Annotated in this window: 9 protein-coding genes and 1 pseudogene; 5 read left to right on the top strand and 5 right to left on the bottom strand. The window is 67.9% G+C overall.

What is annotated here, in order from left to right; all coding sequences use genetic code 11:
* Positions 1 to 478: pseudogene (locus ACJ8AN_RS39610) on the top strand (serine/threonine protein kinase); the annotation flags it as partial.
* On the opposite strand, the gene ACJ8AN_RS39615 reads toward ACJ8AN_RS39610, so the two are convergent.
* From ACJ8AN_RS39615 to ACJ8AN_RS39625, 3 genes are all read right to left on the bottom strand, one after another.
* Entirely contained in the window at positions 471 to 800 is a 330-nt protein-coding gene (locus ACJ8AN_RS39615) for a hypothetical protein (RefSeq protein ID WP_407760821.1), read from the bottom strand. The pseudogene ACJ8AN_RS39610 and the gene ACJ8AN_RS39615 overlap by 8 nt on opposite strands.
* Positions 801 to 874: 74 nt before the next feature.
* Positions 875 to 2,479, bottom strand: coding sequence for a sigma 54-interacting transcriptional regulator (locus ACJ8AN_RS39620; RefSeq protein ID WP_407760822.1), 1,605 nt, complete (start codon positions 2,477 to 2,479; stop codon positions 875 to 877).
* Between the two features lie 281 nt (positions 2,480 to 2,760).
* The gene (locus tag ACJ8AN_RS39625; RefSeq protein WP_407760823.1) at positions 2,761 to 4,521 is read right to left on the bottom strand and encodes a glycoside hydrolase domain-containing protein; all 1,761 of its coding nucleotides are present in this window, start codon (positions 4,519 to 4,521) and stop codon (positions 2,761 to 2,763) included.
* Positions 4,522 to 5,007: 486 nt separating this feature from the next.
* Here ACJ8AN_RS39625 and ACJ8AN_RS39630 point away from each other — a divergent pair, with 486 nt between their 5' ends.
* From ACJ8AN_RS39630 to ACJ8AN_RS39640, 3 genes are all read left to right on the top strand, one after another.
* On the top strand, positions 5,008 to 5,391 hold the full coding sequence (locus tag ACJ8AN_RS39630) for a hypothetical protein (protein ID WP_407760824.1): 384 nt from the start codon (positions 5,008 to 5,010) through the stop codon (positions 5,389 to 5,391).
* On the top strand, positions 5,388 to 6,803 hold the full coding sequence (locus tag ACJ8AN_RS39635; protein WP_407760825.1) for an ATP-binding protein: 1,416 nt from the start codon (positions 5,388 to 5,390) through the stop codon (positions 6,801 to 6,803). The genes ACJ8AN_RS39630 and ACJ8AN_RS39635 overlap by 4 nt, the downstream gene beginning before the upstream one ends.
* A gap of 835 nt (positions 6,804 to 7,638) precedes the next feature.
* On the top strand, positions 7,639 to 7,845 hold the full coding sequence (locus tag ACJ8AN_RS39640) for an OB-fold protein (RefSeq protein WP_407760826.1): 207 nt from the start codon (positions 7,639 to 7,641) through the stop codon (positions 7,843 to 7,845).
* A 32-nt stretch (positions 7,846 to 7,877) separates the two neighbouring features.
* Here ACJ8AN_RS39640 and ACJ8AN_RS39645 read toward each other — a convergent pair whose 3' ends face one another.
* Both ACJ8AN_RS39645 and ACJ8AN_RS39650 read right to left on the bottom strand, forming a co-directional pair.
* On the bottom strand, positions 7,878 to 9,683 hold the full coding sequence (locus ACJ8AN_RS39645; protein WP_407760827.1) for a serine/threonine protein kinase: 1,806 nt from the start codon (positions 9,681 to 9,683) through the stop codon (positions 7,878 to 7,880).
* Between the two features lie 12 nt (positions 9,684 to 9,695).
* Positions 9,696 to 10,535 (bottom strand): DUF2381 family protein, encoded by an 840-nt coding sequence (locus ACJ8AN_RS39650; RefSeq protein WP_407760828.1) that lies wholly within the window; start codon positions 10,533 to 10,535, stop codon positions 9,696 to 9,698.
* A 659-nt stretch (positions 10,536 to 11,194) separates the two neighbouring features.
* Between ACJ8AN_RS39650 and ACJ8AN_RS39655 the strand changes: the two genes are divergently transcribed.
* Entirely contained in the window at positions 11,195 to 13,021 is a 1,827-nt protein-coding gene (locus ACJ8AN_RS39655) for a fascin domain-containing protein (RefSeq protein WP_407760829.1), read from the top strand.
* Positions 13,022 to 13,036 lie beyond the last annotated feature (15 nt).

The following is a 13,036-nucleotide window of genomic DNA, read 5'->3' on the forward strand; positions in this document are numbered from 1 at the left end:
ACTGCGCCAGGCGCTCGAGCTCAATCCCAACCATGCCCAGGCCCTGCAGTACCTGGGAGAGGTTCGTGGACTCCAGGCCCGCTGGCTGGCCGCGCGGGGACAGGCCCGGATGGAGGATTTCGAGGAGGCGGCCCAGGCCTACCAGAAGGCCCTCGTCCTGGCCCCCCAGCGTCAGGACTATCGCCTTGCCTTTGGCCAGTTCCGCCGCGAATGGGCCGCCTGGCACCAGAAGACGGGCCAGGCTCCCGACCCGCTCCTGATGCGTGCGCTCGATATGGCCAACGAGTTGCTGGCCGCGCGCCCGGAGTGGCCGGACGCGCGGCTCCTGAGAGCGAGCGTTCTGCTCCGGTTGGCCGAGACCGCGGCTCCCGAGGAGCAGCGGCGAGGGTGGCGGGAACAGGCGGGGGAGGACCTCTCGCGGGCGCTGGCCAGCAATCCCCAGCTCGAGCACGAATGGAAGAGGCCCGCCGTCAGGTAGGCACGTTGATCGTCCCGGTCATCGGATCCTGCGGATCCCGCGGGTGGTCCGGCTGTTTGAGCGCCTTGAGGGTGTAGCTCTTCTTGGAGGCAGAACTCTGGACGGTTTGCGACATGATGGTGGTGGAAGAGCTCACCACGAATGAAATAGTACCAAACAGATCCTTCGTGTCCCCGTTCTGGTCTTGGACAGACACGGTCGCTGGTTGTGTCCGACCCGGCGCGAGATAGAAGTTGATCTTGTCATTGGGATTGACGTTGAACGGGTTGCTGGGGAAATCAAACTCGTGCCTATCAATGTATACCTTATATGTCTGAGACATCTCTGAGGCTCCTCTTGGAGTGAAACGGCCCCGCATCCTGTAGCAATGGGTATGCCATCCGAGCGCGGTGAAACTCAGGGCCCCTTGGATTCAAGCCCCAGCTCCTTGATGCGGCGGCGCAGCGCCCGCTTGGAGACCTCCAGGCGCCGCACCATGGCCTCCAGGTCGCCCCGGCACTCGTGGTGGCAGCGGGTGATCTCCTCGGCGCTCAGCTCTCCCGCGGTGCGGATGTTCGGGCTCTTGTCGATGAGATCGTAGATGGAGGGCCGGGGGATGCCGAGCTGCTCCGCCGCCGCCTGGAAGTCCCACGAGTGCTCCCGCAGCGCGGCGAGCAGTTCCCGCTCGGAGACCTCGGAGGGCTTGCGGCGGGGCGCGGCCTTCGGCGCTGGCGGCTCCGGCGCGGAGCACGGACGCCCGAGCGCCGGGGCCGAGGTCCCCTGCAATTCCTGCTCGAGCAGGTGGTCCAAGCGGGGCGACCGCTGACCCCGGCTGGCGATCACCAGTTGCCGCGTCAGGTTGCGCAGCTGGCGGATGTTGCCGGGCCAGGAGTAGCGGACCAGCCGGGCCACCAGTGACGCCGGGAGCCACGGCTCGGTATAGGGGTCCGTGGGCATCAGGCGAGAGGACTCCCCGAGCACCTCGAGCTCCTCGCGGGCGAAGTGGAAGAGGAGGAGACCCAGGTCCTCGCGGCGCTCGCGCAGGGGCGGCACCCGGATGCCGTAACCCGCCAGGCGGTGCATCAGCGGCGCCTTGAAGCGCCCCTGGCGAATCTGTTCCTCCAGGTTGGCATCCGTCGCGGCGATGAGTCGGACATCCGTGGACACGGGCGAGCTGTCTCCCACGGGGTACATCTCGCCCGTCTCCAGCACGCGCAGCAGCATCACCTGGACCTCGGGAGAGGCCTCGCCCACCTCGTCGAGGAACAAGGTACCGCCCTGGGCGGCGCGGAAGAAGCCCTCGCGCTCCCGGGTCGCACCCGTGTAGGAGCCCTTGCGCGCGCCGAAGAGCTCGGCGGCGGCCAGCTCCCTGGGAATGGCGCCCAGGTTCACGCTGACGAAGCGCTCGCTCCGGCGCTTGCTCCGCGCGTGGATGGCCTGGGCCACCAGCTCCTTGCCCGTCCCGGTCTCGCCCCGGATGAGCACCGGCACGTCCAGGTCGGCGACCTGCGCGATGTCCTGACGCACGCGCTGGGTGCCCACGCTCTCTCCCACCATGCCCAGGGAGTCGGGAGTCCCCTCCTGGCGGGGGTCCACCAGGTGGAGCAGCACCACCACGCGTCCGGCCAGCTCGAGCGGGACTCCGGAGGCCAGCTCCTCGGGAGAGAACTCCCGGCCTCCAAGGAGGGGCTCGCCCGCGACCACCTTCGTTCCCCCCTCGTCCACGAACAGCCGGACCCGGCCCTCTTCCCCGGGAGCGAAGAGGATCGGCCTGCGGCTCAGGAAGGGATCGGCCAGAGGCAGGCCCATGACCGCTCCGGGCCGCAGGAAGTCCGGCGCGTTGCGAGAGAGGGGCACCTGCTTGCCCGAGTCCAGTGCGTCGAGCGGGAACCGCTCCCCCACCCGTTGAGGCATGGGATGGGAGATGACCGTCAGGGCCGCAACGGGCCGAGGCGCCCGGGCACCTTCACCACGTTCCCGTCCAACGGCCGTGGAGACATCGGCCAGCAGTCCCTCGCGCATGTGGAGTCCCCGTCCCCGCTCGTCATCGGAAGGTGGACGGGCACTCTATACCGCCTCGCCTCGACCTTCCTCGCCGTCCCAGCAACCCACTTGCGGCGGATGGCGACGCGGGAGCCGTGGCCAACATCGGTCCAGGGAAGGTCCCGCGGGTTGACGACATGAGGATGAGCCATGGTGGCCCTCGCCGGAGCTGGCCGTGCGGCCCTCGGCGGGGGCGGAGCTGTACGCGTGCACGAGCGCGGCGCTGGCGGCGCGCTCGGGGGCGAGGCCATCGCCTGGCGTTACCCGTGCGGCGGGGAGGAGGAATCGGCGGGGTCCAGGCACTGGGTGGGGAGCCCGGGGTCCATGTCCCTGGCTCCCGTGAGCTCGAGGTACCTTCGGATGAGGCACAGCCGCGCCTGCTCGAAGGCGGCCCCGTCATCGGGCACGCGCCAGGCCGAGGGGATGAGCCTGCGTGCCACGCCGCGCGCGAACCCCGGGTCCCCCGCATCGCTCACGGCCTCGAGCCACTCGTAGTCCTGGATGCCGAGGCGGATGAGCTTGAGCCGGATGGACGGCAGGGGGACGGCCGTGGTCCCTCCAATGGTCGAAGGAGTCCCCGGATAGAAGAGCGTCCCATCTCCGTTGCCGTTGAAGCGGAACTGGTTCGTCCAGGCCGTGGAGAGCATCCCCACCGTCTGATAGTAGAGCTCGCCCGTGGCGCCCTCCAGGAAGGACACCCACTCCAGGGCGCGCGCCTTCGTGGCCGGCCGGTCGATCATGTACGAGGGCCATCCCTGCCCCGGCTGGTTCTCGAGAGCGGGCTCTTGGGCAACGCAGCCCTGGGACATGCAGCTCTGATACAGCCAGAGCTCCCGGTGCGGCAGGGACACGAAGTCCTGGTAGCGCTCCACCTGATTGCCCACGTAGGGCGGCTGGGTCCCCTCCATGTAGTTGACCAGCACGACGAGGGTGTCGATGAGCCCGACCAGGTCGTGCTTCTCCAAATCCGTCACCGTGGAGGTGAGGAGCGTGCTCACCTCGGGCACCGCCTGCCTCGACAAGGCGCCGCGCTGCGCCAGGGCCTCGAAGGAAATGCCGTAGGGCGGCTCGTCACCGACGTAGTCGAAGGCACGCGAGAGCCAGTCGCGGCTCCGGGCCTCCTCCTGGAAGTCCGTGAGGCCCTCGGCCGTGGCCGGTCCCAGGTACTGCCAGCTCGTCATCCGCGCCCCCGGCAGCCGCGAGGACGCGGTGCCGTCGAGGAATGGGCCCCAGCGCGCCTCGAAGGTCTCCCAATCCGGCAGGTCCCACGTCGCCTGGCCCGGCAGCCGGGGAAAGGCGCTGGCCAGGGAGATGCGGTGCTCGAGCGCCATCCGGTGGAACATCTGAAGCAGCGGCACCAGGGTGTCCGGGCCACAGTCCGGCGTCCCGGTGAAGGCGCGGCAGACATGCGGGGGCCACAGCAGGAAGGCCGTCCTCAGCGAGGCCGTGCTCGGCAGGGTCGCATCGACCACGGTGAGGTGAACCTGGACTTTCGCCTCGTACCCGTCATCCGCCCTCACCACGACGGTGCCCTTGTAAGGGCCCGGCGGTGCGTTCATCGGAACCAGGACGTCCACCCAGATTCCGCGGGCCTCACCGGCGGGGACGTTGAAGGGAAAGGCTCGACGCTTCTCCCCCACCGTCTCGTCCGTGTCCGGCACCAGCCCGTCCGGCCAGCGTCCGGGCGTCGAGTCCAGCGTGGAGCGCTGGGTGATATCGAGGAATACCTCCTGATAGAGCGTGATGCCGCGCCCTTCGATACGGCTCGGCCCCTCCAGTGCGGTCAGGCTCGCGCTCACCCCCGTCAGCCCCGCTCTTCCTCCGTGGAGCCCCACCTGGAAGGAGACGAACTCGTTGCGCGCCGCGACCAGTTGCAACGCGGCCTGGGAGCCCGGCTGGGCGTCAGGCCTTATCTTCGTCATCGCGCTCTCGCCCCAGACGGAAGGCCTGGGCTGCGCCGCCATGACGGCGGAGGAGAACAGCAACACGACCCAGAGCAGCTGGCGCGGAGGTTTTCCCATGGCGCACAAGCTATGAACCGAGGGTGAAACCTGTACTCGGGGGCCCCCCCCGGCAGCGCCGCTCGCTTGCTGCTCGACGTGCCTGACGGCGAGGGTCAAGACGCTCCGCGCGGAGACCCGGGGCGAATGGGCAGACCCGGTCGTGAGGTGTCGCGGTTGTTGACGACAATGACTTTCAATGATGACGATTTTGAGCAGGGGTTTGCCGGCGGAGCGGTACCAGCGAGCCACCAACTCCTTGTAGCGCACCTGCTCGAGCCCGCCATGGAAGGTGAGCGTCATGGAGAGCCAGGGCACCTTCTCGTCTCGGGCAAGCTGACCAGCTCGAGCAGCCCGGCCCACCGGGTGCGCGCCAATCCAGGAGCCGTCTCATGGGGAGCCTGGGCCTTCGTTGGAGAGAGGGCGTCCTGGGTCCCCCCCCGAGCGGCAGGCCCCCGACATCTCGGCTATGCTCGGGCTGTCTCACCTGTAGAGACGGGCAAGGCCATGCAGAATCCGGAGAACGAGACCCGCACCGTCGTCTTCACCTTCGCCGACATCATCATCGCGCGGTTCCGGGCGGGCGCGGAGGTGACCCTCGACGACGCGCGGGCCAACGTCGCCTTGTGCCTCCAGAAGAACGCGGGCCAGCGGCGGCCCCTGCTGGTCGACCTCCGGGGGGTGAAGTCCCAGACGGCGGAGGCCCGCGCCTATCTGGCGGGACGGGAGGGGATTCAGGTCTCCCAGGCCGTGGGGCTCCTCATCGGGTCGCCGGTCAGCCGGGTGCTGGGCAACTTCTACCTGGGGCTCAACAAGCCGGGCGTCCCCACCCGCCTGTTCACGTCGGAGGAGGAAGCACAGGCGTGGTTGAGAGGCTTCCTCGCCTCATGAGCGAGACGCCCAAGGCACCGCCTGGCAGCGAGGCCCAACTGCTCGAGGCCCTCATGGAGGTCATCGTTGGCATTGCCTCCAAGGACTTCTCCAAGCGGGTGCCGCTGGCGGGCGATGGCAGCGTGGTCGATGGCATCGCGGCGGGGCTGAACATGCTGGCTGAGGAGATGGCCCTGCAACAGGCGCGCGAGGCGGAGCTGCAGCGGAGCCTCATCCGCGCCGAGCGCCTCGCCGCCATCGGGCAGCTGGCGGCGGGCGTGGCCCATGAAATCAACAACCCGGCCGCCTTCATCATGAGCAACCTGGGCGTCCTCGGCGAGCACACGGCGACGCTCACGGACGTCTTTGACCGGCTCCGGGCCGTCTCGGCGGGCGCGGCGGGTGTCGAGGGGGCCGCCGTGAGGGACATTCTCGACACCGTCCGGCCCGAGGCGCTCCTGGCCGAGGTGCGCGACATCGTCAGCGAGAACACCGCTGGGATGAAGCGAATCGTGGGCATCGTGCGGCAGCTCAAGGGCTTCGCCCACCCTGGCAACGACGGGGCCGAGGAGGTGGACCTCAACGACGTCGTCCTCGAGGCCTGCAAGCTGATGCGCAAGCAGATCGACTACCGGGCCCGGCTCCTCCAGCGTCTGGGCGAGCTGCCCCGGCTCCAGGGGGACCGCGGCAAGCTGGTGCAGGTGGTGACGAACCTGCTCGCCAACGCGGTGCAGGCACTCCCCGAAGAGGCCTCGGAGCAAAACGAGATCGAGGTCACCACGGACGTGGAGGGGGACGGGTTGGTCATCAGGGTCCGGGACACGGGGGCGGGGATTCCGCCCGAGGTCCAGAGCAGGCTCTTCGAGCCCTTCTTCACCACCAAGCCACGCGACCATGGCTCCGGGCTGGGCCTGTCCATTTCGGCGGAGATCGTCTCCAAGCATGGAGGGGAAATCACCTTCACCACCGAGCAGGGTCGGGGCACGTGTTTCCGCGTCATGCTGCCGCGGCACACCGGCCTGGCGCCCATGAGCCGCCCCCAGCAGGTGACCGCCCCACCGCCGTCGCGCCGGCTCCGGCTGCTGCTCATCGACGACGAGCCCATGCTGCTGTCCTCCTACAAACGCACCCTGGGCAAGCACTTCGCGGTGACCACGGCGCTCGGCGGGCGCGAGGGCCTGGCCTGCATCGAGCGGCAACCCGACTGGGACGTCATCCTGTGTGACTTGATGATGCCGGACCTGGACGGCCCGGCGGTGTACGAGCAGGTGCGGACCCGCTTCCCCGGCCTGGAGAAGCGGTTCCTGTTCTGCTCGGGGGGGGCCTTCACCCCCCGGTGCCGCGACTTCGCCGGCTCGATGCCGGAGCGCGTCCTGGGCAAGCTGCTGACCGTGGCGGAGTTGGAATCAGCCCTCTCCCGCCTGCACGGGTAGGTTCACCTCCGGACGCCGTTCGAATTTCGACCTTACCCATTTTCTTGATGGGCCTCTTGGGACGGGCTTTCTTCGAGTGAAAAAGGTCCGCACTCCGGAGCATGTTGCGACCTATGTCAAAGACATATTGCAACCTATTGCATTTGCTCGATGGGGCGTGACTTTGTAGGTTCACCTACGTGGTGAGCCAACTGCCTCTCGTTCTGCGTCCTTCGTGCTGCACTGCCGCCGTGCCCCGCGTGGTGCTGCGCGGGCCGGGTGCGCCCGCTGCCATGCGGTGCTGCACCATCCCCTCAAGACAACCAGCATCCTCCGGACAGCGCATCCGCATCGGTTGGAGGCGCCGCTCTCCGTTGAGCGTGGTGTCCCCGTTCCGGTCATCAGATGAGCACCGCCATCGCGAGCCCAGCGTCCTGGTTGAGCCCGCGATACCCCGGATGATGTCCAAGACTGGTCCCGCCCCGGGGAATGATCACTACCCGCCATTGACGTTGCGCGCGCACATCCCATTCTTGGGGACTGCTGCAGCAGCACTACCGGGCGAGTGGGGTGACGGGGTGCGCTGAGTCGCGAGTTGCTGCCGGACGTTTGCCGCACGGCAAGCCTGGGCCGGGGGCCCGACACCACGCCACAAGAAGGAGGTACAGCCGAAGGAGACAGGAAAGAAAAAGGGCCGAACCCGCCAAGGTCCGGCCCCCATTCCGGGAGGCGGAGCTGCGCCAACAGCCCTGCCACCCTTCATTGCTGGAACGAGGCTGTTGGGCCACGTCCTGTCCGGCTAGGGACACAGGAAACGTAGGCACCTCCGGCGCACGAGTCCAGCGTCGGGAGAGGTGTGCCTCGCGAGAAGTCCGACACCATCTACGTGACGCTCGGCACCGGCCAGCGGTACGAGCCTCGCCGGGTGCAGTGCTTCTTCAGCAACGTGCATGCGCAGCGAGTGGCCTCTCTGTCCAAAGGCGCGCAGGTCACCGTCCGTGGGCGCGTGGACGGGTTGATGATGAACGTCCAGATGAACGACTGTGAGTTCGTCGGCATGTAGCCGACGACTCGAGCGAAGTGCTGGTCGTTGTCTCAGGGCCAGCTCCAGACGGCGCTCACCGGCACCTCCCGGTTGAGCACGGCAGTTCCCTCCTTGGAGTTCTCCCGCTTGGGCACGCGCCCATCCGGGTTGCCCAACACAATGCACACGGGGAACTTCCGCCCATCGGGCAGCACGGCCAGGGTGTAGCGCCCCATGACGGCCGGGCGCTCCACATTCGTCTCGAGGTCGTAGATGCCGGGCCCCGTCCAGAGGCGGCCATGAAGCAGCGTCCCCTCGGGCAGGTTGCCGTCTCCCACCGTGAGGCGTCCGATGACAGGGCCGTCCTGGTAAACCCCCTCCTCGCTCGTATCTCCGGGCTGGTTGATGTCCACGACGGCGCGAAGCTCGCTCGCCTCCCGAAGCTTCAGTTCCTGGAACATGGTTTCCACCGCATCCTTGGGGCAGTCCGAGGGCTCCGGAGGCTTCACCTGAGCGGCGGGGCAGCCGAGGCCGGCCACAGCGCACAACCAGGCCGCGAGGAAGCCTGAGCGCGATGTGGCCGGGGTGGAGTCCTGGTGGGGAGCGGAGCTGGGCATGGACGGGCTTCCTTTGTCGGAGGGGGCTGGAGACGACACCGCCCCGGGTGGGGGCGCGAGTGTGAAGTGCGCCAGCCCCAAGACAAGGCCGAGTAGGGTCAAGCACGCGAGAAGAACCAGGTGCCACCTTGCGCGGCGCGGGCCGCCAGGTACAGCAGGGGGTTCCTGCCGCCCCTCCGCCTGGGCCCATTCCTCCTTGGGCGGCTGTGTCTCCGCCTGCGCCTCGCGCGGCGTCTCTGGTAGCGGGGCCGACTGTGGCTCCACCTCGAAGGGCGTTGGCGTCGGCGGGCTGTTCTCCGCGGTGAGGAGCGGCGTCTTCCAGGAGGGAGTCTCTCTCTCCTGCTCGGAGGCCCTCTCCAATGCCTGGAGCAGCGCATCTGTGCTGGGGTAGCGGTTCTCTGGCTTCTTCTCCAGCAGCTTCATGGCGATGTCGCTCAGGGAGCGCGGCGCCAGGGGGTTGAGGAGGTGAGGCGCGGCAGGGGGGACGGTGGCGATGGCGGCCACCAACTCCTTGTCCGGCAACTCCGGGTTGAAGGGATGCAGGTCCGTGAGGCCCTGGTAGAGCAGCACCCCCAGGGCGTACAAGTCCGCGCGCACACCCCCTTGGAAAGGCTCACCCCGCCCCAACGCCCCGGAGCGCGTGTAGGCCAGGAGCTCGGGGGGCAGCAGGTGCAGCACGCCCTCGGGCACGCCCATCGTCTTCGTGAGGGCGCCGGGCAGACGCACGGTGCCGAAGTCGATGAGGAATGGCCTGCCGTCCGCCCGGCGGATGAGGATGTTCTCCGCCTTCAAATCCCGGTGGTACACGCCGCGCGCGTGCAGCACACCCACGGTGCGCACCACGCTGCTGAAGGTGTACACCAGCTCGGCCGTGTGACGAGGCTTGCGCCAGCGCCAGCGGTGCCAGTCGTCCCCGTCCACGAAGTCCGTGACGAGGATGGGGTAGCCCATACTGGGGTCGGGCCAGAAGTCCACCGCGTACACGCGCAGCAGGTTGGGGTGCGAGGAGTAGGTGAGAAGAGCCGCCGCCTCGCGGGCCATCTGCCGGTACGCGCTCCGCTCCTCTACGTACTCGTCCTCGGAGAGCTCTTCCCGGGCGTCGGAGAGCGGGCGCAATCCCATCTTCAGGGAGTAGAAAACCCCCTCCCGCTCCACCTTGAAGACGCGGGAGGAGCCTCCCCGGCCCAGCACCTGGACGATGCGCCAGGGCCCCACCATGTCGCCGGGTTTGAAGTGGTCCGGGTGGAAGGCTTCCGTCATGGGCGCGCCCACCTAAAGCGCCACTTCGAGGATGGGGAGTCGCCGGGCGCCGCTCTTGTCGAGCACCTCCAGGCGGAACACCTGGCCCACCTTCCAGTAGGGCGACTCCGGCTCCACCGCCACGAAGCCTTCCTCTCCGGGCCCGAGTTGCGCCTTGTCCATGTCCACGGAGTGCACCTTCACGGGGGTGCCATCCGCCCGGGTGAGTCGCGCCGTGCCTGCCACCCAAGGGCTCTGCCCAGGCAGGTTGCGCACGCGGACGACAGCCAGGGCCCAGGGGCCGGCGCGGTAGCCCATGCCCTCCACCACCTTCAGCCCACCCTGAGTGCCCGTGGGCATGTCCTCGATGCGACGAGCCTGGACGCCTTTCCAGTCGATGCGGCCCGAGAAAATGAGTCCGGCTGGCCCGCTCTCCCCACACCGGGCCTTCAGCGTCGTCAGCTCCGCCTCCTTCTCCGCCAGGGCGGCCTCGAGCGCCTCACGCGAGCGAGGCTGACGCACCACCTCCACTTCCTTGTCCACCAGCGTGGGGTGGGAGACGAGCACGAGCGTGGCAGCCGCCGGCGAGGCGCCGTCCCGGTAGCGCACCCTCACCACCAACTTCTCGTCAGCCCCCAAGTCGACGGATGGCTCCACGGCGATGAGGCGCTCGCCCACATCCACCCATTGGAAGCGCACCGACCGGCCCTCTATCTCCACCGAGGCCCTGTCGATAAGAGCGTTGAAGCGGAAGTAGCTGACGACGTTTGCTGCCACCCGCAGCTCCGGCGCCGGTTCACTGGGGTTGCTGGGGACAACAACCTGCCGCTGCTGCTGCTCGCGAGCTGGAGTCGGCAGGGCTGCCGAGGGCATCCCGAGGGCCAGGGGAAGGAGAACGAGGAGCGGAAGGGGCGGTGGTAGTGCCAGGACGGAGAACCTCTCCGGTCTACCGTAGCAGATGCCGCACCCAGCAGGCGCTTCACCCTGCGGCGTTCGCCCAACCCATGGAGTGGGGAACCTGAAGAAGGTGCGTCAAGTGGCCCACTTGGGGTGTTGGGCACTGCTCTCGCCGTGAACGCTCACCCTTCTCGTTCATCTCCGGGCCCGCGCCCTCGGGCCTCAGAAATCTGGGTAAGGTCGAAGTTCGAATGCTTTGACACCTCCCCTGGGTCACCGAGGGTCCACTCCGCCTTGGAGAGCTTCAGCGTGCCCTTGCCGTCCTGGCCAATGGACGGAGTCCCTCCCCCCAGCGTCCCCTTTTCAGCGAAGGAGTACGGCCTGTCCGTGTCACGTCAATGACGTGTCAGCGGGGCGGAATGACGTGTCAGCGGGGCGGAATGACGTGTCAGCGGGGTGGGTCGGCGGAAGTCCCTGGGGCCATCCGCGGCATCCCGAGCGGGCATGGCCCGTGCAGTCTGGCCATCACTTCTCATTCCCTCTCGGGTAGGGATTACCACGACATGAAACTGTTCGGCCTCCCACCATCGTCTCTCCGCCGAGGTTCGCTGTTCGCCTTGGGCATACTGCTGGCATTGCAGGCACGGACTGGCCTGGCGCAGCCCGTCGCGTCCACGCCCCAGCCCAGCGCCCTCAACAATGGCAGTCCGGCGGAGGCGTCCGCGTACTACAAGGAGCTCTCCGGGAAGCTGGGCTTCCTCACGCCCGAGACCCTCGAATCGCAGGCGGCCTTCAAGGACCTGTTGAGCTACCTCGGGTACAAGGAGCTCACCCCCGCGGACCTCGAATTCGCGGCGCCCGAGGCTTTGATGGGGGGGACGGCGACCGTCGCGCAGGCGCTGCCCGTGGGCAGCAAGGTCGCGCTCAAGGCGGACTCGGGCTTGTTCTTCGCCCGCTGCAAAGACTGCCAGCAACCCGTGTCTCCCCCCCTGCCGGACACCGTGACCGCCCACGTCACCCGCGTGGACGCCGCGCCCTCCGCCATCTTCGAGGTGGTGGACGCGGGCAATGGCAAGATCGCCCTCGAGGCGGACACGGGCAACTACGTGGCCCGGTGCAACAACTGCATCGCGCAGGCCACCATCGCGGACTTCGCGACCGTCCACGGGACCGGCGCCACGCCGCCATTCAACGCTCAATTCACCCCGGAGCTCCTGCCCAACGGGAAGGTCGCCTTCAAGGCGGACACGGGCAAGTACCTGGCCCGGTGCAGCAATTGCTCGCCCACCTCCAAGGTTCCCGACACGGTCACGATCAATGTCGCCGACCCCAAGAACCAGCCAAGGGCCCAGTGGACCGTCGTGGTGCAGAAGCCCGCTGCGAACGGAGAGATTCTCGTCTCCCGCTTCTTCGCGCCCAAGATCGTCAACTTCAGCGCCGCTCCCGACAAGCGAGACATCGGCTGGCGCCGGCTGGTGCGCCTGAACGCCCGCCCCGGTTCCGAGGCGAAGAAGCACTTCGTGGACAGCGCCTGGATTCTCTTCAACCACTTCACCAGCCCCCCCGTCCACAGCCCCTTTGGCGGCACCAACGTGCCCCTGTCGGCGAAGAACGGCTCCGTCAACACGCAGGTGGCCCTGCTCACCCATCCCTGCGGGGCCGGCCAGACCGCCTGCCAGAACGCGGAGCTCAACAGCATCTACTGGCTGGACTTCGGCGCCACGAAGGACGGCTCCAAGCTCTCCAACCAGCTCAACGCCTTCTTCGATGCCGGCTCGCTCCCGGGCGGCGCCCCCTACTTCGTTCCCAACGGGTGTGACACCTGCCACGGCTCGCTGCGTGGCAAGGCCGTGCTCAACCACCTCGACACCGACCATTGGCTGGACCGCCTCACGGATGGGGACTTCCCCGCCCTGAACAAGACCGATGCGCCCGCCGCGCTCTTCGACGCGGGCAAGGATGTCACGTCGGCGAAGTACGCCACCGCCTTCGGCGTGCTGCGCCAGCTCAACCAGGAGGTCGCGGCCATGCAGAAGAACGTCAACCCCACCGGCTTCCACCTCGCCGCGACCAGCAAGTGGCTGGAGGTCCACAAGACCTCGGTGGCACCGGAGCCGGACCTCACCCAACGCGCCGTCACCTACTTCAACACCGGCCATCCTCTCAAGAAGGACCGCAAGCCCACCACCACTCCCCTGAACTGGACGTCGAGCGCCGATGACAAGGAATTGCTCGGTCTGTTGAACCGGTATTGCTACCGCTGCCACGGCGCCGTCCGCTACGACGTCTTCAGCAAGGACATGGTCGCGGATCAAAGCAGCCCCATCCTCGACCGGCTGGAGCCCAATCCCACACAAGCGAAAATCACGGGCTTCAAGATGCCCGTGGACCGGGAGCTGAGCGCCCAGGACAAGAAGCGCCTGCTCGAGCTCATCCAGAAGCTGTACGACCAGACCCACTGATTCCAAGGAACACAT

Source organism: Archangium sp. (assembly GCF_045802675.1).
In the GTDB taxonomy this organism is placed as follows: Bacteria; Myxococcota; Myxococcia; order Myxococcales; family Myxococcaceae; genus Archangium.